The sequence below is a fragment of the Vibrio lentus genome, from assembly GCF_002875945.1.
In the GTDB taxonomy this organism is placed as follows: Bacteria; Pseudomonadota; Gammaproteobacteria; order Enterobacterales; family Vibrionaceae; genus Vibrio; species Vibrio apostichopi.
In genome coordinates, this window is record NZ_MCZK01000182.1 from 14373 (window position 1) to 37989 (window position 23617).

Here is a 23617-nt window from a genome sequence, read left to right on the forward strand (position 1 = left end):
GATACGAGATGAGAGATACGAAGAGCGGAATTATCCGCTCTTTTTTTTGCCTCTCATAGCGCGTGTTGCAAATTTTCTGTTAAGTCTGTTCGCATCTCGACACTCGAATCCCGTATCTGCTTTTAATCTCTTCTCATCTCGTTACTCGAATCCTGAATCTGCTTTTAGTCTTTTCGCATCCCGCCACTCGAATCCCGAATCTGCTTTTAATCTTTTCGCATCTCGACACTCGTATCTCGCATCTGCTCTTGTGCCTGCTTCTCAATCGCCTTCACCATGCCTTTAAAGATAAACAGATGGGCTGGCATCATTGCAAACCAATAGAGTAGACCTAGAAAGCCTTTCGGATGCCACCAAGCGGATATATTGAGTTCTCGCGACTCTCCATTATCTGACACGGTGATTTCTAAGCGTCCTAAACCGGGTCCTTTCATTCCAAAAAGCAGAGACAAAAACTGGTTCTCTTCGCAGCGAATGACTTTCCATGAATCGATTTTGTCACCGACTTTTAGATTCGCCCCTTCTGGCATTTGTCGAACCGGAATGCCGCCACCAAACAGAAGGTCGAGCCATTCTCGTGTACGCCACAATGCATTAGCAAAGAAGTAACCCTGCTTTGGACTTCCTATTTGCTGAGCAATCTGCCACAACGACTCGAGCGATGCCGTTGAGGTAATACTGGCTCCGGTTTTCTTTGGGTAATAACCATAGCCAGCCTGCCAGCGTTTAAACGCGGTTTTATCGAAGCCCCACACATTACTTTTCACGAAGTTGCCTTCAGAGTGAATGGTTTGCTCGACCATACGTTCGAACGACATCAGCTTTTGTGGGTACTTTTCACTAATGGTGGTCGAGTTAGCAATGAAGTCATGCTTAAGACCCGCGAGAAGTGCTCTGCCAATGTTGGAAGGTACCGACGTAACGACGCCTAACCAATAAGACGCAATTTGTGGTGTCAGTAAAGATGTAGCCCAGAGTCGAAGAGGGCGATCTGCGGTTTTAGCGATATGAGCAAACTGGTTTCGATAAGAGACAATATCAGGCCCACCGACTTCGAAGGTTTGGTGCTCTGACGGAGTGTCTTGCGCCAGTTTGAGTAGGTAATGGTTGAGGTTCTGCAATGCTATTGGATTCGCTTTGGAATCCACCCATTTTGGCGCAATCATGATGGGCAGGTTGTAAACAAAGTCTCGCATGATCTCGAATGCCGCTGAGCCTGGGCCGATTATCACGCCAGCTTGTAATTCGGTTACTGGCACTGAGCCTTTTCGCAATAAGTCACCGGTTTGCTTGCGGGCTTGTAAATGTTCCGAATCCGCCGTTTGTGGTTGAAGCGAACTTAGATAGATCACGTGTTTATTATTCGGAGTTAACGCAGAGATAAAATTGCGCGCCAAATTCAATTCATAGTCGATGAAATCGTGGCCTTCAGCCATCCCGTGTACGAGAAAGAAAATAAGGTCAAAGTCAGGGACGAGCGCTTGAGTCGCAGCTTGATCGGCAAGATCAAGATACACGAGCGATAGGTTATCGTGAGGCTCGGTTCGTGCTTTTAAATAGTCGATATGCCTTGCAGCTGCAGTGACTTGATGGCCTTGTTCAAGCAGGAGAGGGAGGAGCTGAGAACCAACATATCCAGAAGCGCCTAAAACCAGTACTTTCTTCATTGTTACTCCATTTATATCTGTGGTTAAAAACCGAACATTGATATAATAGCGCGATATTTATCTTTATTCATCAATACGTTCCGTTTAGGTCTCTCTATATGTTGCTCTCTTCAATTATCCATCACACTCGAGGTGATTTTGTTCGTAGGCTTATTGCGATTGCTTTGCCTATCACCTTGCAGAGCATTATGTTCTCAAGTCGAGGACTTGTGGATGTGCTGATGTTAGGGCAACTGGGTGAAGCTGATATTGCTGCGGTGGGTGTGGCGAGTAGAGCCATGTTTGTCACGACCATTATGCTGGTGGGCGTAACCACGGGTGGTGCGTTATTGACTGCGCAATATTGGGGAGCCGGCAACAAGCAGGGTGTCAGAGAAAGTACGGCGTTAACTTGGTTAGTGTCTACGTTGTTTGCGTTGCTGACTATTGTGTTCTTTATATCATTCCCAAGCCAAATCATGGGTGTGACGACCGACTCACAAGAAGTCATCAGCCTTGGTGTTGACTACATCGTGATTACTTCATTTAGCATGTTAGCCGTGTCTTGTGTCAGCAGTATGTCTGTTGGCTTAAGAGCGATGCACAAGCCGGGTTTGAGCACGTTCTTTAGTGGTATCGGAATTCTATCGAATGTGTTTCTAAACTGGGTTTTGATTTTTGGTAACTTGGGCTTTCCTGCTCTTGGAATCAAAGGTGCGGCGATTGCGACAGTGTTGAGTGGTGCAATCGAAGTGGCGACCTTATTTGGCTACCTTTATTGTTCAAAGCATTTATTGGCATTCAAGTTCTGCGATATAAAAGCGGCAGCTTCGATAGAAAAAGTGGTTCGCTTCTTAAAGCTGTCGCTTCCGACGACGTTTAACTTCTTAGCATGGGCTGGTGGCTTGTTTGCTTACCACGCAATCATGGGGCAATCGGGCGTTCAAGGTTTAGCTGCACTTTCTGTGATGACGCCGGTTGAGTCTATCTCATTGAGTTTACTGATTGGCCTTTCGAATGCGGCAGCGGTTCTGGTGGGTAATCAGCTTGGCGCGAAGAACAATGAAGCGGTTTACTATCAAGCACTAGGTTTAACGATTTTGTGTTTCTTGACCAGTATCGTGGTCGCGATTTTTCTCTATTTCGTACAAACGCCAATACTGAACGCCTTTAGCGCTTTGACAGAAGAAACCCGAGCGCTTTCAGAGAAGTTCATTTTGATTCTCAGCGTGGGTATTGTTATTCGCTCGGTACCGCTGACGGTCATTGTTGGTGTATTAAGAGCGGGCGGTGATGTGAAGTTCTGCCTCTATCAAGATGTGATTGCTCAGTGGGTGATCGGTATTCCGCTGGCTGCGATTGCCGCTATCTACCTAAAGTTTCCACCTGAGTGGGTATATCTGCTTTTCCTCACTGAAGAAGTGCTTAAGTGGGGTGGGTCGCTTTATCGTATGAAAACAAGAAAATGGATCAAAAACTTAATAGGAAGTTGAAGTAGGGCGCACCAATCGCATCACTTTATCGTTGGCATGTGATCTATCTTTCAAAATACTTCCTCCTAACAGGGAATTAGTGTAGATTCTCCTTCCAAATTCTAACTAATGCGAGCTGTTTAATGTTAAAGCTGTCAGACCTATGTAAAGGCTATGTCGACGGGGGGGAATTTCACCCTGTTTTGCAAGGTGCTGAATTAACATTAAACCAAGGTGACCAGCTGGCATTAATGGGAGAAAGCGGTTCTGGTAAAAGTACATTACTGAATCTTATTGCAGGTCTAGACTTAGCAGACTCAGGCGAAATTGCTTTCCCAAACTTCAATATGCACGATTCGACAGAACGTAATCGTACTGCTTATCGTCGAAACAACATTGGTCATATCTTCCAGCAATTCAACTTGCTACCAACGCTTAATATTGCCGACAACATTCGTTTTTGCCGTCAATTAAAAGGCTTACCTGAAGACAAGGGGCTTTGGCGACAAATCCTTTCTGCTTTAGACCTTATGCCTTTGCTTGGACGTTATCCTGAAGAAGCTTCTGGTGGCCAACAACAGCGTGCGGCCATTGCTCGTGCTTTGTACATGGAACCTAAAATCCTATTAGCCGATGAGCCTACAGGCAGTTTAGATGAACGTAATGCTGAAGCGGTAATGCGCTTGCTGACGTCTTTAGCTCGTGAGTTGGAATGTACTCTGTTGCTTGTTACTCACAGTGAAAAAGTGGCGCAGCATATGGACGGACGTATTCGTCTACAGGGAGGGCAACTGCATGTTATGGCCCGTAGTTAAAGCGCTACTCGGTCATTATCGACGTTACCCACTTCAAATTATTTTGGTATGGCTTGGTTTAACCCTCGGCGTATCATTACTGGTTGGTGTTACCGCAATCAATCAGCACGCTAAGCAGAGTTATGCTCACGGCGAAAAACTGTTTTCGAATCCTCTTCCATATCGTATTCGCCCTAAGCACAACGCCAATAAGATCCCTCAAGGTTTTTATATCCAGCTACGCCGCGAAGGCTTTCAACAGTGTTCTCCTTTTGATCACCACCGTATCACTGATGAAAATGGCGCAAACTTCATGCTTATTGGCTTGGACCCTGTGTCTATGCTTCAGTTGCATCCGGGCGTTGCGCTAAAAGATCTCACAACATTAAACCTCATGAAGCCACCTTACCCAATTCTTGTCAGCGATGATCTTGCTGAGCATATGGAATGGAAGAATGGTGACTATATTCCTCTTCTGGACGGCTCTGAACTTGGGCCTGTTGTTGTTGATCAAAACAACCTCATTAACGGCACACGATTGATCGCAGATATCTCGTTGTTAAGAATGTTGAAACGTAGCGCTGGACTGTCTGTTATTGCTTGTTCAGATATGCCTCCTGAGAAGTTAGAACGCCTTAAGAATATGTTGCCTAATGGACTGACGATTTCTCGCAGTTCAAAAGCTGAATTGGAATCTCTAACTAGTGCTTTCCACTTAAATCTAACGGCGATGGGTATGCTGTCGTTTGTCGTGGGCTTGTTTATCTTCTATCAAGCGATGTCATTGTCATTTATTCAACGTCAGCCATTGGTCGGAATATTAAGGCAGACAGGCGTTTCTGGTTGGCAACTGGCTAAAGCGCTATGTTTAGAACTTCTGATCTTAGTGCTAGTGAGTTGGGTGTGCGGCAACATCTTCGGTGTGATGCTGGCTAACCAACTGTTACCGGCAGTTTCTTCAAGCTTAGGCGACCTTTACGATGCCAATGTGGGTTTAACCATCAATTGGAATTGGCGCTGGAGCGGTTATAGCTTAATGATGGCCTTACTAGGTGCTTTCCTAGCTTGCGCTTGGCCGTTGGTTCGCTTACTTAAATCTCAACCTATTCGTTTGTCATCACGCTTATCTTTGATGCGCTTTGCGGGTACTGAATTTACTTGGCAAGCATTGATTGGTTGTGGCTTCTTGGTCGCTGCTGTAGCCGTTTATCAAGCGCCACAAACACAAGAGTCTGGCTTTGCCATTATCGCGCTTATGCTCGTGAGTGTGGCTCTGTTTACGCCGTTCCTGATGTGGAAGCTGTTCAATAGCTTGTCTTATTCATTACGCTGGGTTCGTGCTCGTTGGTTCTTCGCTGACGCAGCATCAAGTATGAGCTACCGTGGTGTTGCTACCATGGCCTTTATGCTGGCGTTATCGGCGAATATTGGCGTTGAAACCATGGTCGGTAGCTTTAGAGACACCACAGATAAATGGTTAACTCAACGTTTGGCCGCAGACCTTTATATCTACCCGACCAACAATGCAGCGGCTCGCATGAGTAACTGGTTGTCAGAACAGCCTGAAGTTGATTCAGTGTGGTGGCGTTGGGAAAAAGATGTCTCTTCTGCCAAGGGGAGTATTCAAGTGGTCAGTACTGGGCCTTCAGAAGGCGAGCTAGAAGCGCTGACCATCAAGCTCGGCATTCCAAACTATTGGTATCATTTACATCATTCTAAAGGGGTGTTGATCAGCGAATCAATGTCTCTCAAGTTGGGTATTCGTCCCGGCGATTATATCGATCTGCATGACAGTCTTGGCTCGGGTTGGCAGGTTGTCGGTGTTTATTATGATTATGGGAATCCATATCATCAGGTCATGATGTCGCATCGCAATTGGCTATATGGGTTTGCAGGTCGAGGCAATGTTGGGTTAGGCGTGATATTAAAAGACGATGTGAATGCCATTGGTTTACGCAGTCGTTTAGAAAGTGTGTTTAGGTTAGGGTCCGAACGTATCTTTGATAACAACAATATTCACAGCCAAGCGATGCGGGTCTTCGATAGAACCTTTGCGATTGCTGATACTCTGGGTAACATTACCTTAGTGATTGCGGTATTTGGTATTTTCTTCGCGACCGTCGCGGGTGAAGTCTCTCGTCAAAGACATATTTCACTTCAACGCTGTTTAGGGGTCTCAGCCAAAGAGCTGATATTTACCGGCAGCCTACAGTTGTTTGTGTTTGGGCTTATTTCGTCTTTGATTGCGGTGCCATTAGGTTTAGCGTTAGCAAGTTTGATCGTTGATATTGTCATTAAGCAGTCTTTTGGGTGGTCACTCGAGTTACAAGTGATCCCATGGGATTACTTAGTGACTTTTGCGTGGGCGATGGCAGCATTAATGCTCGCTGGTGCTTTACCAGTGATGAGAATGATCCGAAATACACCGATGAAGTCATTGAGGGATGCGCTTTAATTATGTTTCAACGCAATGGCTCAAAAAAACTAAGACATCGTTTTGTCTCTTCTATTCTACTGATCAGCTTCTTCGGCGCACTCCTAGGCGTGTGGGCTTATTATTCCTATTTTGTTGACGTAGGTGATAAGGGCATTAACGAGGTTAATTCTGTATTAGTGAGTGAGCACTTTAACGTGTTCGAGCCTGTATTGCCTGACAGAAGCGTTTCTCTACCCCGTGATTTCCAGTTCCACCCTGAATTTCAACATGAGTGGTGGCATTACTTCGCTTCTTTAAAAGGGAGTGATGGAAAGAAGTATTCGGTGCAGTGGAGTTTTTTCCGCATCGCAACGGATGAACGTGAAACTCCCGGATGGCAAAGTCCACAAATCTATATTTCAAATGTCGTCATCTCTTCTGACTCTAAAGTGTGGAAAGAGCAGCGTTTAGCACGTGGTGGTATTGGTCAGGCGGGAATGACGAACAGTCCCTTTAGAATCTGGATTGATAACTGGAATTGGCGAGCGCTAGGTAACACGCCGTTTCCGGGGCGACTTCAAGTGAATACGGATACGTTTGGTCTCGAGTTAGATACGGTTGCGAAAGGGCCTTATGTGCTCAATGGCGACAATGGCTATCAGAAAAAACACGATTTGTTGCCTGTTGCTTCTTACAATTTCAGTGCTCCTTTCTTATCTTTGACCGGTACATTGCAACTCGATGGCGTTGCCAAGGAAGTTGAAGGAACGGCATGGGTTCATAAAGAGTGGGGAAGCGGCTTAGTTGGCGTCGGTCAACAAGGGTGGGATTGGTTTGTCTTTAACTTAGATGACGGCACAGCATTGAGCGTTAATCGTTACCGCCACAACCAACAGATGCCTTATGTATTTGGAACTCTCGCCACTCGCTCAGGCAAGGTTTTTCAGCTGACTGAATCCGACATATCTATTAAGCCTTTGCAGAATACAACGCTGCTTAATGGGCGAAGAATGCCTCTTCAGTGGATAATTAACGTCCCTGGGCACAATATCAACCTCACTACCCGTATCAAGCGCCGAGATATGTGGCTTCCTTTTTTGATTCCGTATTGGGAAGGGCCAATCATGGCAAGTGGCAGTCATGAAGCAACAGGCTTCATGCAACTCACCGGTTACTAAATACACCTAAGGCTATCATTTGATAGCCTTTTTTATATTTGTAGCACCCTCCATACTTGAATTAAATCTGCATACAGCTTTAGGGTTCTCATCTATACTTAATTCATAATACGTAAAAACATTATGGAATATACGACGTATTGTTTAGTATTTGTAGGAAAAACCGAAGTTAAACATCCAAAGAAGTGATTATCTATCGATTGGGCTTGTCTATACACTCGTGGTTATTCTTTGTTATTCGTTTATTTAAATAATAAATATAAGGGCGAAATCATGACCGACGTCATCCGTGACTTCTTTAAAATGGAATCTGCTGGCGGCATCATACTAGTCATCGCTGCGGCGATCGCAATGTTTGTAGCAAACTCACCACTGAACGAAATGTATCAAGGCGTTCTACACAGCTACGTTCTTGGTATGTCTGTATCTCATTGGATTAATGATGGCTTCATGGCTGTCTTCTTCCTTCTAATCGGCTTAGAAGTTAAGCGTGAACTTTTAGAAGGCGCATTAAAGTCTAAAGAGACAGCAATCTTCCCAGCTATCGCAGCTGTGGGCGGTATGCTAGCTCCTGCACTTATTTACGTGCTATTCAACTCTGGTAACCCAGAAGCATTACAAGGCTGGGCTATCCCAGCAGCAACAGATATCGCATTCGCATTGGGTATCATGGCACTACTTGGTAATCGTGTACCAGTTAGTTTGAAAGTGTTCCTACTGGCTCTAGCAATTATCGATGACCTTGGTGTTGTTGTTATCATTGCATTGTTCTACTCAGGTGATCTTTCAACGCTTGCTCTAACGGTTGGCTTTATCGCAACAGGTGTCCTGTTTATGATGAATGCTAAACATATGACGAAGCTGAGTGTTTATTTGATTGTCGGTGCAATTCTGTGGTTCGCAGTATTGAAATCTGGTGTTCACGCAACATTGGCTGGTGTAGTGATTGGTTTTGCTATTCCACTCAAGGGTAACAAAGGGGAACGTTCTCCTCTCAAACACCTAGAGCATGCATTGCACCCGTACGTTGCTTTTGCCATCCTGCCAATCTTTGCATTTGCAAACGCAGGTATTTCATTGGAAGGCATTTCTCTATCAAGCCTAACCGGAATGCTACCTTTGGGTATCGCGATGGGTCTACTGGTTGGTAAGCCACTGGGTATATTCTTATTCAGCTGGGGCGCAGTGAAAATGGGCATAGCTAAGCTTCCTGAAGGCGTGAACTTCATGAACATCTTCGCAGTCTCTGTGTTGTGTGGTATCGGCTTTACAATGTCTATCTTTATCTCTTCACTGGCATTTGGTCCAACGAACGCAGAATTCGATACGTTCGCTCGACTAGGTATCTTGATGGGCTCTACGACAGCAGCAATACTGGGTTACTTCCTACTAAGTATTTCTTTACCGAAGACTAAGCAGCAAGAAGTAAAACTGTAATCAGTAACGGGCTCGCTTAAACAAGCCAGCCCACTTAATGAACAACAAGAATTGATCACATGAGTTACTACGAGTCTCATGTGATGACAAAGAACAAAAAAGCCGTGATGGGTAACCCTATCACGGCTTTATTGATCTTGTGTCCTTACAACAAACCTTGTCAGTATTCTTTGATAATCCTTCTGGTAGTCAGCGCTGTCCTGTCTTCCTATCTCCGTCCAACATTTGCGTATAAGAACTATTGTGACAGTGTTATTCTATTTCTCTAGCGTGGTAAAGATAGTCCATTCTTCTACGATTTGTTCATCGAGTCCGACTACTGTCGCGGTTACTTTACGGTTTAGAGCGTGTGCAGTGGCATCATCGCCATCACTTTCCAGACGTTCTTCCCCATAGCCGACAATCCTAACGCGGCTTGAGTCGACCCCATTCGACAGCAATTCGTCTTCCACGTGGTGAGCTCTTTTCTTTGATAACTCTAAGTTGTACTCATTGGAGCCTACTTTACTGGCGTAGCCTTGGATCTCAATCGATGCACTTTTATAAGTTTCTAAAAATTCCGCCATGGTTGTGATTTGGTCAGAGAAGATCGGGTTAACTTCGTAAGAGTCGTTTGCAAAAAGGATTTTCAACTGTCTGACTTCTTGCGAGCGAATAGTTTCCCCGCAGCCCACATTATCCACTTGAGAACCTTCGGGTGTACCAGGGCAGGTATCTCGTGCGTTTACCACACCATCTTTGTCATCGTCTTGCAGGTCAGAAATTTGCTCCGCTTCAGGTGTCTCGATGTAGTCTTCTTCCTGCTGATTAGAACAGGCAAATAAAGTCATCGATAATACGGGAAGTAGTAAGTAAGTTATTTTCATCATTAATACTCCACGGCCGTTGTCCACTCTTCTGGAATGTCGACCAGTAGAGCATTCAATAAAGAACCTGTTGCGTTCATTACACGGTACTTAGCGTACTGCTCAGAGTAATGCGCATCGAGATAATCTTTACGGGCTTCAAATAGTTCGTTCTCGGTGTTGAGTAGATCGAGCAAAGTACGTTTACCTATTCGATATTGTTTTTCATAAGCGATAACGGTCTCCGAAGCTGAATCAACATGATCAGATAAGAAGTTCTTTTGTTGCAGTGTTAGATCTAAGGCACTCCATGAAAGGCGAAGGCCTTCCTCTACTTGTCGATAAGCTCGGTCTCTAAGATCTTTCGCTTTGTTTAGTTGATAAGCAGCGGCTTCAGAATTAGCACTGTCTGTTCCACCGTTGTACAAGTTGTATCGCATTCTCAGCATTGCCAACGTTTCTTGGCTCGAACCTTCATCGCCACCCGCATCATCACGCCATGATTGAGACGCTTCGATAGAGAAAGTAGGGTAGTTAACACCTTTCGATTGTTTGTACTGGAAATGCGCTGAATCGACATCTGCAGAAGCGACTTTGATGACTGGATGTTGGTCCAAAGCATCAACTAAGGCGTCTGATAATGACAGTGGAATCATAGAAATATCGGCTCTTGGGTAAACCAAGCCTAGTGGTTCCTGACCGACCACTCTTCGAAATTGGGTATGGGTATCGATTAGATTGTTCTGTGCGGCTAACAAGTTGCCGTGAGCTTTTGCGATCCTAGCTTCTACCTGCGATACATCAGCAGTTGAACCTATGCCTGACACAGCGCGCTTTTTGATGTCTTTATAAATTTTCTTGTGGATAGCAAGGTTACTTTCCGAAAGGGCTAAAACTTCAGTGGCTTTTACTGCGTCTAAATAGATCTGGGTGACCTCTAGCGCTTTGTCTTCGGCATCCGCTAACAGTTGTAAGCGAACAGATTCTGCTTCTGCGGCAGTACGATCAATGTCGTTTAGAGTTGATGAACCATCCCATAACAGTTGAGTCAGGGAGATCGTAGCTTCCTTTCTTGTAAGGTCTGTATCTGGGCCGTTGTTCGGTGCAGGGTTTATGCCTTCGTAACCAATACCTGCATCAAGGTCGATACTAGGTCGGTAAGCACCACCAGCAGCGTCATTTCGTTTTTTGACGCTCACATACTCGTTAAAGATGCTTTTGATCTCAGGATTGGTCGCCAAAGTGATAGCAACAGATTGTTCCAAAGTTTGAGAGGCGACTGGGGCCGCTGCAATGAAGCAGCATACCATGGATAACTTAAACAATTTCAAAGTAGCTCTCCTTCTACTTTTATATGTTTCGATCAATATCGTAGCAGTATTTTCTGCTTTGTTGAGACACAGACTGTATTAAAGAAGCTTAGGACATCTGTAAAAAAATGCGAAGTTTGTTTGTTTTTTTTGATGGTAAGTCGCTATTGCTATTGACTAATTTAAAAATAGTCATATGCGCGCCCATCTTAGTGAGTTGATTGTCAATAGTGTCGATACTAAATTTACTGTATGCGACAGCCATAACGCAGAGCTGGGAGTGAGCTAGCGTGTGGTTTGTTCTGGGTAGAGGAAGTGGGAACTTAGCTATGGGAAACTTCAACCTAAACATACTAGGCCTTGCTAGCGGCAGTGTTGTGCTCGACGCTCAAGGCCAAGTTAGACGTTTGTCTCCGGGCGAACAGCCAGCTGCCAGTGATGTAGTCATCAGTTTCGATTCTAGTGAAGCAAGTGTGCCAAGTGTTTCTGCACGATTTGTAGATAACCAGGGCCAACAAAATGTGCTAGATACTGATGATGCAATCGCTCAAGTACAACGTGCTATCGAAGAAGGATTTGATCCAACGGAATTAGGAGATGAGTTTGATACAGCTGCGGGTGAACAAGGCTCAAGTTTAACCAACAGCGGTAGGATTGAACGTACCGGGGCTGAAACTCAAGCTGCGACAAACTTTGAAACTGACGGGCTTGAGTCTCAAGGGTTGTCAGAAACTCAAAGTATTACTCTTTTTGACATCATAGCTTTTGCGCTTGTGTCAGGAGAAGCTAATGTTGTTGAGTTTGAAAGTGACGAGCCTATTGAAACTGGGGGGACCTTAACCATTGAGGAGCCGGGTATAACCTTTATCGCTAAAAGTGTGGAAGGGGATAATGGGTTAGGGAGCTTTGTCGTCAACGAAGATGGAACATGGACCTTTGTAGCCAACAGTCCATTTGACGAACTTGCCGACGGTGAGCAAATTCAAGATACAACCACAGTACAAACTTCTGATGGAGGTGAGCAAGTTATTACAGTCACCATTATTGGTACTGATGATGTGGCAGTTGCTGCAGATGATGCAGGCAGTGTGACTGAGGATGTAGATGTCGATGAACTAACCAACCAACTAGTCACCTCTGGACAAGTTACGATCACCGACGTAGACGGTGATACTCCTACTTTCTTACCTGACGGTGAGTTTAACCTTGAAGGTTCGACGAATGAATCACAACTAGGCGTGTTAACTATAGCCCCTGATGGTGCTTGGACTTACGTCGTTAACAACGATGACGTTCAGTACTTAGACGACGATGAGTTCGTTACAGAGATTTATACCGTGACGGCAGATGACGGCACAACAAGCGAAGTGATCGTTACCATTAACGGTGCGGATGATCCATCTGACATAACCGCAGGAGAGGGTGATTCGGATACAGGTGAAGTAACTGAAGATGTCGAGGTTAACCAAGAGAGCAACAACTTAATGACGTCCGGTACTTTAACCATTACCGATGTTGATGACAATGATACACCTGCCTTCAACCCAAACGGCATTTTTGACACCACGGGTTCAACTAATGCGATACCTCTCGGGAGACTGACCATTACGTCTGACGGTGAGTGGACCTACACCGTAGACAATGACGCTGTGCAGTATCTTGATGAAAACGAAACCGTTACTGAGATCTATACAGTGAGTGCCACAGATGGCACCACTAGCGAAGTGACCATCACCATTAATGGCGCTGAAGATCCGTCTGAGATCACTGTTGGTGAAGGTGACTCTGACATGGGTGAGGTGACGGAAGATGTGGATGTCGATGACGAGTCGAACACGCTTGAAACAACAGGGTCACTGACTATCAGTGACCCAGATACCAGTGATAATCCCGTCTTTAATCTATCTGGTGCGTTTAAACCTTCCGGTTCAACTAATGCGATACCTCTCGGAACACTGACCATTACGTTTGACGGTGAGTGGACTTACACCGTCGATAATGATGCGGTGCAATATCTTGATGAGAATGAAACGGTCACGGAGATCTATACGGTGAGTGCCACAGACGGCACCACTAGCGAAGTGACCATCACCATTAACGGTGCGGAAGATCCATCTGAGATCACTGTTGGTGAAGGTGACAGTGATTCGGGTAGCGTTACGGAAGACGTGGATGTCGATGACGAGTCGAACACGCTTGAAACAACAGGCTCGCTGACTATCAGTGATCCAGATACCAGTGATAATCCCGCCTTTAATCCATCTGGTGCGTTTAAACCTTCCGGTTCAACGAATACTATACCTCTCGGGACGCTGACGATTACGTCCGATGGTGAGTGGACCTACACTGTCGACAATGATGCGGTGCAATATCTTGATGAGAATGAAATGGTTACTGAGGTCTATACGGTGAGTGCAACAGACGGCACCACCAGTGAAGTAACGATTATTATCAACGGTGCGGAAGATCCATCGGAAATTACGGTTGGTGGAGGTGACAGTGATACGGGTAGCGTTACGGAAGACGTGGATGTCGATGATGAGTCGAACACGCTTGAAACAACAGGCTCGCTGACTATCAGTGACCCAGATACCAGTGATAATCCTGCCTTTAATCCATCTGGTGCGTTTAAACCTTCCGGTTCAACTAATGCGATACCTCTCGGGGCACTGACCATTACGTCTGACGGTGAGTGGACCTACACTGTCGACAATGATGCGGTGCAATATCTTGATGAGAATGAAACGGTTACTGAGATCTACACGGTGAGTGCAACAGACGGCACCACTAGCGAAGTGACCATCATCATTAACGGTGCGGAAGATCCGTCTGAGATCACTGTTGGGGAAGGTGATAGTGATATGGGTAATGTGACCGAAGATGTGGATGTCGATGAAGACACCAATAATCTTGAAACAACAGGTTCATTAACTATTAGCGATCCAGATACAAACGATACACCTGCCTTTAATCAATCTGGTGCGTTCAAACCTTCCGGTTCAACTAATGCGATGCCTCTCGGGGCACTGACCATTACGTCTGGCGGTGAGTGGACCTACACCGTCGACAATGACGCTGTGCAGTATCTTGATGAAAACGAAACCGTTACTGAGATCTACACGGTGAGTGCAACAGACGGCACCACAAGCGAAGTCACGATCACCATCAATGGTGCGGATGACCCATCTAAAATCACCGTTGGTGAAGGCGATTCGGATAAGGGAGAAGTGACCGAAGACTTGAATGTCGACTTAGAGACCAACGAACTCATGACGTCGGGTACGCTCACGATTACCGATGTTGACACCAGTGATATGCCGGCCTTTAAACCTAATGGTGTATTCACACCTGTAGGTTCAACCTATGCACTAGCATTAGGTATGTTAACTATCACCCCTGAGGGCGCATGGAGTTATGTTGTTGATAATGATGCCGTTCAATATCTCGGTGACGACGACACCGTTATTGAGAACTATGTGGTCACTGCAATTGATGGTGTTGAACATGTCATCGAAATAACGATTAATGGTGTCAACGATGCCCCTGAAGCAACAAGCTTTGTGGTGGTCAATGATGACGATGCCGTGATTCCTATTTTGTTCGACTCTGAAGATGGTGGCATGCCTGATTACATCTCAGATATAGAAGATGATCACAATGAGATACCTCTAAATGTTCGTATTAACACCTTGCCAACCAGTGGCACCCTTCTTTATACCGATGAAAATGGAGACACCAGGGGAATAGTGCAGTCCGATGTGGATAGTGGTGTGCTGTTTGTTCCAAACAATATTAGTTTTGTTGCCGGGCCTGGAGAGCTGTTTGAAATGGGCTTCAGTGGCGATCCTGAGGACATGCCTGACCTTGTTGATGGGTTCTATAACTGGGGAGTGGCGGTATCTCCAACAGAAAGGCTGATTACCTTAGCTAACGGCAATACTATTACATTATCTATCGAAGATAATAATGATAAGCCACTTAAACAGTATCAAGGCGAGCAGCCTCATGTTGGTTATGGGATTGGTGATACTGATGGTAAAGGTATGAACATGCAGGAGACCTTGATCATCGACTTTACCAACAACCCACTTGAAGTTGTTCATTTTGGGTTAGATGGTATGGGAGGAGAGTTCAATACCAATAGCAGTGTACATATTGAAGTTACTTACACCTTTGCTGACGGGACTACAGCTAGCGAGCAATACCAAAAAGACGAAGGCGATACAGGCAACCAGCAGATTCTGTACGAGTTCAGCTACTCGTCACCTAGTAATCCAATTGTTGGTATGGAGCTTTCATCTTCTGGTGGTAATTGGGAGCTGCGTTATGTCCAAGGAAACGAGGCAGTAACCGATGATCCTCAGTTTGACTATGTCGCAGTAGATTCAAGTGGCGCTGAAAGTACAGTCGAAACGGTGACAGTTGATACTGAAGAACCACAGCTATACAACGTGATCAGTGCTGCGAGTAACGAACCGCTGTTTGCTGCTGCTGGCAATGATTTATTGATTGGTGATAGTGAGGACAATATCTTTACTTGGTTAGACTCCGCGCTCGACAACGGTACAGACATCATTAAAGACTTTGAGCTTTATACTAACGGCTCTGGTGATTTAATTGACCTCAATGATCTCATTGAAGACCCACAAGACGAAACTCAAATGGCAGAATTGCTTGATATGATTGAAGTCTCGGTCGATGGTGAAGACATTGCTTTGTCTATTCCAATCAATGGTGGAGTCGACGTTCAAACGATCGTAGTAGAAGGGATTGCTACGGAGATGGGCGCTTCGGTTGATCTTGGTAGTGATCTTGCGATATTGGGAGAACTTATCAAAAACGATGCCGCTTAGTCGGTATCGTGAAGTGTTCTATGGCTTAACGTAATGAAAGCCCTCGGTTTCGGGGGCTTTTTGTGCCCAGTAGTAACCGAAGAAAAGTTGCCTGAATCATAGGCAAAAAAAAAGCCCAAACCAACACGGTTTGGGCGGATACAAGTATAGGAGTTAATAAGGAAAAATGCAGTAATTAAGAAAGCAGGGGAGAGACAAGTTTGACGGCCTGTTAAACTTCTAAATACTCTGTTTTCTACTTAATTTATGACCCTCCATTTCTATTTCAGTTCCCAGAAAATTCATTAATTTTTCCTTTTTTTGTAAACATGCATCGATTCAATCGGTTAGTGAATAAAGCGATTAACTGGTACGACCAATTTGTGAAAATGTGATGTTGCTTGCTTGTTAAATAAATGTACTAAGCGTATATTTCAAACAGTTGTTTAATACGAGTGATTGAAATGGCACCAAGAAGTACAACCAAAGACAAAATCTTAGATGTGGCTGAAGGCTTATTTGCTGAGCACGGTTTTAATGACACCTCTTTACGCACCATTACGGGTAAAGCCAATGTCAATCTTGCTTCAGTGAACTACCACTTTGGCGATAAGAAGACTCTGGTTCGTGCCGTATTAAATCGATACTTAGAAGCATTTATGCCTGCACTGCAAGACGCTTTAGTGAACTTAAACTTGAACGAAACGTATTCTATGAGTGACGTGTTTGAGTCTTTAAGACAGCCGCTAAGAGCACTGAATGATGTAAGGCCAAATGGTACGAGTCGATTTATGTTACTCATCGGTCGAGGTTATACGGATGTGCAAGGTCACTTGCGTTGGTTCATTACCACTCGCTACAGCGAAGTACTGACCCTGTTTACCAGCTCAGTAATGAAAGCCAACCCGAACCTCACTCAAGAACAGTTATTTTGGCGATTGCACTTCACCCTAGGGACTTGTGTATTCACCATGGCATCTAGCCAGGCTCTGATAGAAATTGCAGAGAATGACTATGACAGAAAGATAGATGCTAAGGCAGTGGTCGATATTCTCATTCCATATTTGGCCGCTGGCATGTCAGCAAAAGAATAAAACAATAAAAAGCAAAATATTCACAAACAATATAGTGAACAAAAGGATCTGAACTATGAGCTCTCTAAGACAAAAATGGGTAAGTGACCCAGCTTTTAAACTCTTTAAAAAAGTACTACCACCACTATCTAGCACCGAGAAAGAAGCGATGGAAGCGGGTAGCGTGTGGTGGGACGGAGAGCTGTTTTCTGGTAAACCAGATTTCACTAAGCTTCACCAGTACCCAAAACCTCAGCTGACAGCAGAAGAGCAATCGTTCATGGATAATGAGCTTGAAACTTTGCTCGCTATGCTTGACGACCACAAAATTGTGAAAGAAGACCGAGACCTTCCAGAGGAAGTTTGGAACTTCTTACGCAAAGAGCGTTTCTTCTCGCTAATTATCGCGAAAGGGTACGGCGGTCGTGAGTTTTCGGCGCACGCCAACTCTACAATCGTAACCAAGATTGCAACTCGTAGTATTAGTACTGCGGTTTCGGTAATGGTTCCAAACTCTCTTGGCCCGGGTGAGCTACTGTCTCACTACGGTACTCAAGATCAAAAAGACTACTGGCTACCACGTCTTGCTGACGGCACAGATATCCCTTGTTTCGCACTAACAGGCCCTGAAGCGGGTTCTGATGCGGGTGGTATCCCTGATGTCGGCACTGTGTGTATGGGCATGCACGAAGGTAAAGAGACACTAGGTATCAAACTTAACTGGAACAAGCGTTACATTACGCTAGCACCAGTGGCAACGGTACTTGGTCTGGCTTTCAAACTGCATGATCCAGAGAAGCTGCTTGGTGACAAAGAAGACATTGGTATCACTTGTGCGCTTATCCCAGCTGACCACGAAGGTGTTGTGATTGGTGAGCGTCATGATCCACTTGGTCTTGCGTTTATGAATGGTCCAACGCGCGGTCACGATGTATTTATTCCTATGGAATGGCTAATCGGTGGCGCAGATTACGCAGGTAAAGGCTGGCGTATGCTGGTGGAATGTCTGTCTGCAGGTCGTGGTATCTCATTACCAGCACTGGGCACGGCGATGGGCCACCTAACAGCGAAAACGACCGGCGCATACGCTTATGTTCGTAAGCAGTTCGGTATGTCGATTGGTAAATTTGAAGGTGTTGCAGAGAGCTTAGGCCGTATTGGTGGTTTAACGTATCTATTAGAAGCGACTCGTACACTGACAACCACTTCACTTGATATGAAAGAGAAGCCGGGTATCGTAACGGCAATCGCGAAGTATCACATGACAGAGATGGCTCGTACTATTCTGAATGACTCAATGGACATCCACTCGGGTCGTGCAATCCAAGATGGTCCAATGAACTACTTGGCTGCACCTTACCTAGGTATTCCAGTGGCTATCACAGTAGAAGGCGCGAACATCCTAACTCGTAACCTGATGATCTTCGGTCAAGGTGCGACACGTTGTCACCCATACGTATTGAGCGAAATGGAAGCGGCAGCGAACCCAGATGAGAAGCAAGGTGCAAAAGACTTTGATAGCTTGTTGTTCAAGCACATCTCACACGCAACTAAAAACACCTTCGGCGCTTTTGGTGCGGCACTAACGGGTTCTAAGTTTATTAAAGCCGACATGAGCGGCCCAACTAAGCCGTACTACCAAGATCTGACTCGTTTGAGCCGTGCGCTTGCAGTCAGTGCGGATTTCGCAATGCTGACGCTAGGTGGCGAATTGAAACGTAAAGAGCTTATCTCTGCACGTTTAGGTGATGGTCTAAGTTACCTATACATGGCTTCTGCTGCGCTTAAGAAGTATGAAGACGAAGGTCGCCAACAAGCTGACCTAGACTACGTACACTACGCGGTTCAGCACTGTTTCCACAATGCGGCTAAATCACTACAAGAAGCGTACCGTAACTTCCCGAACAAGATGGTTGGTAAAGTACTTAAAGGTCTAGTTTTCCCTGTAGGTAACCACTTCGAAAAACCAAGTGATAACCTAACAGTTCAACTAGCAGAAAGCTTGATGACTCCGGGTGCGCACCGTGAACGTCTGACTCACCTTTGCTACATCGGCAAGGAAGAGGATGATAGTGTTGGCCTTATGGAGAACGCTTTCAATGCGATGTACAGCATCAAGCCTCTAGAGCGTAAGATCTTCAAAGCAGTGAAAGAAGGCAAAGTGGCTCGTAAAGGCTTGCTGGCAGACAAACTAGCTCAGGCACTTGCTGCCGATGTTCTAACGCAAGAAGAAGTCGACCAAATTGTTGCTGCTGATAAACTGCGTTACACAGCGATTCAAGTTGACCACTTCAGTCATGACTTTAGTGAAACTTTGACGCGAAAAGAGTTAAAACCTAAGCTAAATAGCGTTGCTTAGATAACGAAATGCTAAAAGGCACCTAATCAGGTGCCTTTTTTGTTTTTGTTGTAGAAGTCTCAATAGAAGCGTTAACAAATGGTGACTTAGTCAGCAATTATCAGTTGAGTGCTCCAACCACTTGCATTTTCACCACATTTTTACAGAAATTAGATGCCATTTGCGCACGAAACTCTTATCCTTAACCTGATTTTTTAAGGAAGTTGAATATGATCATCAAACCTCGAATTCGCGGATTCATCTGTACTACAACACATCCAGTCGGTTGTGAAGCTAATGTAAAAGAACAAATTGCTTACACAAAAGCTCAAGGCCCAATCGCAAACGCACCTAAACGTGTACTAGTTGTTGGCTCTTCAAGTGGCTACGGCTTGTCTTCACGTATTGCGGCAGCATTTGGTGGCGGCGCTTCTACTATCGGTGTTTTCTTCGAGAAAGCCGGTACTGAGAAAAAAACTGGCACAGCTGGTTTCTACAACTCAGCAGCGTTCGACAAGCTAGCTAAAGAAGAAGGCCTGTATTCAAAAAGCCTTAACGGCGATGCTTTCTCTAACGAAGCAAAACAGAAAACAATTGACCTGATTAAAGAAGACCTAGGTCAGATCGATATGGTTGTGTACTCACTGGCGTCTCCAGTGCGTAAAATGCCAGAGACTGGCGAAGTAATTCGTTCAGCTCTTAAGCCTATCGGCGAAACGTACACATCTACAGCTGTAGATACAAACAAAGATGCGATCATCGAAGCAAGCGTTGAGCCTGCTACTGAAGAAGAGATCAAAGACACTGTTACTGTAATGGGCGGTGAAGATTGGGAACTTTGGATCAACGCACTTTCTGAAGCGGGTGTTCTAGCTGACGGTTGTAAGACTGTTGCTTACAGCTACATCGGTACTGAACTAACGTGGCCAATCTACTGGGATGGCGCGCTAGGTAAAGCTAAGATGGATCTAGATCGTGCAGCATCAGCGCTAAACGAAAAACTAGGCCAAACTGGCGGTACTGCAAACGTTGCTGTTCTTAAGTCTGTTGTGACTCAAGCAAGTTCTGCGATTCCTGTTATGCCTCTTTACATCGCTATGGTGTTCAAGAAGATGCGTGAAGAAGGTATTCACGAAGGTTGTATGGAACAGATCTTCCGTATGTTCAGCCAACGTTTATACAAAGAAGATGGTAGCGCAGCAGAAGTTGACGAAGTGAACCGTCTACGTCTAGACGACCTAGAACTTCGTGACGACATTCAAGAGCATTGTCGTAACCTATGGCCTCAAATCACAACTGAAAACCTGAAAGAACTGACTGACTACGTTGAGTACAAAGAAGAGTTCTTGAAGCTGTTCGGTTTCGGTGTTGAAGGTGTTGATTACGAAGCTGACGTTAACCCAGCTGTTGAATTTGATGTAGCTGACATCTAATTCAAACAATCGAATCAAAATGAAATAGGCGCTCACGGAGCGCCTATTTTTTTGTCTGTCGTTTGAGGCAAGAGATTAAAAGCAGATATGGAAAAATAAAAGCAGATGCGGGATACGGGTGGCGAGATGCGAAGAAATTTAAAGAGCAGATGCGGGATACGAGTCACGAGATGCGAAGAGAGTTAAGTGCAGGAGTGGGGACGGAGGCTTGAGCTGCATAAAAACAGGCTATAAAAAAATGCACTAACCCAAAGATGAATTAGTGCATTCGAAATATCTAAGCTGGGCTGCTTTTAAAGCAGCAGATGCTAGCTAATGATGATGATGAAAGTACCAGCTAAGGTCATCAATATATTGGCTATCGCGTACGTACCGGCGTAACCCAGTGCTGGAATGGTTGAGCGAGCGTGGTCATTTACTATGTCCATCGCCGGAGCACAAGTTCGTGCGCCAATGATGGCACCAAATAAAAGAGCGCGGTTCATCTTCAACACGTAAGCGCCAACTAAGTAAGCAAAGAATACTGGCAGTACACTCACGACTAGGGCTATACCGATGACCTGAGGGCCTACTTGCGTTAAGTGTTCAAACATCTTACCGCCGGCACTTAAGCCGATACCGACCATGAAGAACATCAAACCGAGGTCTTTGACCATGTTCAATGCCCCCTGAGGCACATAACCGAAAGTAGGGTGGTTCGCTCGTAAGAAGCCAAGCATGATGCCCGATAGAAGTAGGCCAACCGCATTACCTAAGCCAAATGAAACCTGACCGAATGTCATGGTGATCAAACCAAACAAAATACCGAGAATGAAGAAGCTACAGAAGGCCATCAAATCCGCCATTTGGCTGTGGATCGAGATGAAACCAATTTTCTCAGCTAGACCGTGAACACGACTCTTTTCACCACTAACCTGCAGTACATCACCTTTAGAAAGCACGATGTTTAAGTCCATCGGCATTTCAATTTGAGCACGTACTACGCGGTTAAGGAAACAACCATATTCAGACAGGTTTAAATCTGACAGGCGCTTACCTGCGATGCTGTCACTCTTAACGACGATCTCTTCTTCCACGATTCGTAGATCGAGAAGGTTACGGTCGAAAACCTCTTTACCGTTACGGAAGCTCGGGTCAAGACGCGCGTGGCTATCAGGGAAACCAACCAATGCAATTTCATCACCCTCTTGCAGGATCGCATCACCATCAGGGTGGGCAAGAATACCGTTACGACGAATACGCTCGATGTAACAGCCCGTTTGACGATAAATACCCAGTTCACGCAAGTTCTTACCGTCAGTCCAAGAGATAAGCTCTTGTCCTACGCGGTAAGCTCGTATGATTGGAAGGTAAACCTTACGTTGCCCTGAAGCACCTAAGCCACGCTCTTGAGCGATTTGCTCAGCTGAATCGTGTAGGTTAACTTTCTGAAGCTTTGGAATAAGGCGAGCAAACATAATCATACTGATTAAGCCAACTAAGTAAGCCATCGCATAACCCACTGATAGGTTTTCGATGATCAGGCCTATATCCATATTTCTTGGTAATTCAGCAAGTCCAGAATTCAGCGCATCTTGAGCACCTACTAATATCGGCGTTGCTGTTAAGGCGCCCGCCATCATACCTGCGGATAAACCAAAGCCCAGCCCGAGGTAATGACTGCTGAAATACGTTAAAGCAATTGCGGTAGAGAGCACCACAAGGCTCAGAATGAGATAATGTTTACCGTCTCTAAAGAAGATACCGAAGAAGTTTGGTCCAGCTTCAATACCCACACAGTAGATGAAAAGCATGAAGCCAATGGTGAGCGCATCAGCGTTAAACGAAAAACCAAGATGTCCCATGATAAGGGAAGTAATCAGAACACCGATTGAATTGCCGAGTTGGAGGCTACCGAAACGAATTTTACCAATGGCTAATCCAATCGATAAAACAACAAAGATGAGGAGAATGGGGTTTTGTTCTAACAGAAAAACAACGTCGATATTCACAGTGGTCGCTCAATAATTGGCGTGAAACACAGGGTAAGTTTGAGAGGTGAATTGTATCTAAATATAAATAAATTATAAGCGATATTTTGCTATTTTACTTGATTTTGACCTGATTCTTATTCCGTACGAAAACTTGTTGTAAAAAAGCCCGCAACAGTGAGCGGGCTTTCAATAAATCGTACAGTCTAACTCTAAAATTGGTTAGCTGTTTAAGGCTTTAGCCTCGATTCTCGTATGAGAAATCCTAGCTTAGTCGAAAAGACCTAGGTTTTCTTTTGCGTATGCTTCAAATTCTGTGCAGCCGCCGATGTGGTCTTGATCTATGAAGATTTGTGGCACTGTGTCTACTGGTTTACCAACAGTCTTCTCTAGGTCAGCTTTGCTGATGCCTTCAGCGTGGATGTCAACGTAACGGTAGTTGAAGTCATCGCGTTTAGCTTTAAGAGTTTCAGCATGCTCTTTTGCACGAACACAGAATGGGCAAGCAGGGCGACCAAAAATAACTACAAACATTTAATTTCTCCTAAATACGGGATGAGGCTCGTTAACTCTATTATGTTAACTATTCTTTAGTGAATGCCACTCAAAATTTCTTAAAACCAACTATGCCTCAATGCTATGGGGAAATAAAGATGGAATTGCCTCTTAATACGATAGCTTTTACCTATCAGCGCAAATATTCACCATAAATAGAAAGGGGCTCGCAAACTGCCCGTCACCATCGTTGAGTACCCACAAATTGAGAGTGTGAATTACCCCTAAAAATACGACTTTAATCCATCTTTAATGCCACAAGTTGCACTTCGTCAAAAAAAGCTCCTACAGAACGAGGCATCTTAATAGTGATGCACG

14 protein-coding genes are annotated in these 23617 nt (G+C 45.0%); 9 read left to right on the forward strand and 5 right to left on the reverse strand.

What is annotated here, in order from left to right; translation table 11 throughout:
• Positions 1-206: 206 nt before the first annotated feature.
• Positions 207-1667: a DUF2867 domain-containing protein gene (locus BCT49_RS24975; RefSeq protein WP_102439030.1), complete on the reverse strand. Its 1461-nt coding sequence runs from the start codon at positions 1665-1667 to the stop codon at positions 207-209.
• Between the two features lie 98 nt (positions 1668-1765).
• Between BCT49_RS24975 and BCT49_RS24980 the strand changes: the two genes are divergently transcribed.
• The 5 genes from BCT49_RS24980 (at position 1766) to nhaA (ending at position 8943) form a co-directional block, all read left to right on the forward strand.
• Positions 1766-3139, forward strand: coding sequence for an MATE family efflux transporter (locus BCT49_RS24980; RefSeq protein ID WP_102439032.1), 1374 nt, complete (start codon positions 1766-1768; stop codon positions 3137-3139).
• Between the two features lie 122 nt (positions 3140-3261).
• A complete protein-coding gene (locus BCT49_RS24985; protein ID WP_017108235.1) occupies positions 3262-3933 on the forward strand; it encodes an ABC transporter ATP-binding protein in 672 nt (223 codons plus the stop codon).
• A complete protein-coding gene (locus tag BCT49_RS24990) occupies positions 3914-6367 on the forward strand; it encodes an ABC transporter permease (protein ID WP_102439034.1) in 2454 nt (817 codons plus the stop codon). The genes BCT49_RS24985 and BCT49_RS24990 overlap by 20 nt, the downstream gene beginning before the upstream one ends.
• A gap of 2 nt (positions 6368-6369) precedes the next feature.
• Entirely contained in the window at positions 6370-7506 is a 1137-nt protein-coding gene (locus BCT49_RS24995) for a lipocalin-like domain-containing protein (protein ID WP_102439036.1), read from the forward strand.
• 273 nt (positions 7507-7779) lie between these two features.
• Positions 7780-8943 carry a Na+/H+ antiporter NhaA gene (nhaA, locus tag BCT49_RS25000; protein WP_029223633.1) on the forward strand — a complete coding sequence of 388 codons (1164 nt, stop codon included), beginning with the start codon at positions 7780-7782 and terminating at the stop codon, positions 8941-8943.
• Between the two features lie 257 nt (positions 8944-9200).
• Here the strand turns inward: nhaA and BCT49_RS25005 are convergent, their stop codons facing one another.
• Positions 9201-9812: an OmpA family protein gene (locus BCT49_RS25005; RefSeq protein ID WP_102439038.1), complete on the reverse strand. Its 612-nt coding sequence runs from the start codon at positions 9810-9812 to the stop codon at positions 9201-9203.
• Positions 9812-11119, reverse strand: coding sequence for a TolC family outer membrane protein (locus BCT49_RS25010; RefSeq protein WP_102439040.1), 1308 nt, complete (start codon positions 11117-11119; stop codon positions 9812-9814). The genes BCT49_RS25005 and BCT49_RS25010 overlap by 1 nt, the downstream gene beginning before the upstream one ends.
• Before the next feature lie 308 nt (positions 11120-11427).
• Between BCT49_RS25010 and BCT49_RS25015 the strand changes: the two genes are divergently transcribed.
• From BCT49_RS25015 to fabV, 4 genes are all read left to right on the forward strand, one after another.
• A complete protein-coding gene (locus BCT49_RS25015) occupies positions 11428-15951 on the forward strand; it encodes a VCBS domain-containing protein (RefSeq protein ID WP_102439042.1) in 4524 nt (1507 codons plus the stop codon).
• A 443-nt stretch (positions 15952-16394) separates the two neighbouring features.
• Positions 16395-17024 carry a TetR/AcrR family transcriptional regulator gene (locus BCT49_RS25020; RefSeq protein WP_054546579.1) on the forward strand — a complete coding sequence of 210 codons (630 nt, stop codon included), beginning with the start codon at positions 16395-16397 and terminating at the stop codon, positions 17022-17024.
• A 55-nt stretch (positions 17025-17079) separates the two neighbouring features.
• Entirely contained in the window at positions 17080-19362 is a 2283-nt protein-coding gene (locus BCT49_RS25025; protein ID WP_004734682.1) for an acyl-CoA dehydrogenase, read from the forward strand.
• A gap of 209 nt (positions 19363-19571) precedes the next feature.
• A complete protein-coding gene (gene fabV, locus BCT49_RS25030) occupies positions 19572-20774 on the forward strand; it encodes an enoyl-ACP reductase FabV (RefSeq protein ID WP_029223635.1) in 1203 nt (400 codons plus the stop codon).
• Between the two features lie 308 nt (positions 20775-21082).
• Here fabV and BCT49_RS25035 read toward each other — a convergent pair whose 3' ends face one another.
• A complete protein-coding gene (locus BCT49_RS25035) occupies positions 21083-22765 on the reverse strand; it encodes an aspartate:alanine antiporter (protein WP_017077841.1) in 1683 nt (560 codons plus the stop codon).
• 249 nt (positions 22766-23014) lie between these two features.
• Positions 23015-23278 carry a GrxA family glutaredoxin gene (locus BCT49_RS25040; RefSeq protein ID WP_009847069.1) on the reverse strand — a complete coding sequence of 88 codons (264 nt, stop codon included), beginning with the start codon at positions 23276-23278 and terminating at the stop codon, positions 23015-23017.
• Positions 23279-23617: the final 339 nt, after the last annotated feature.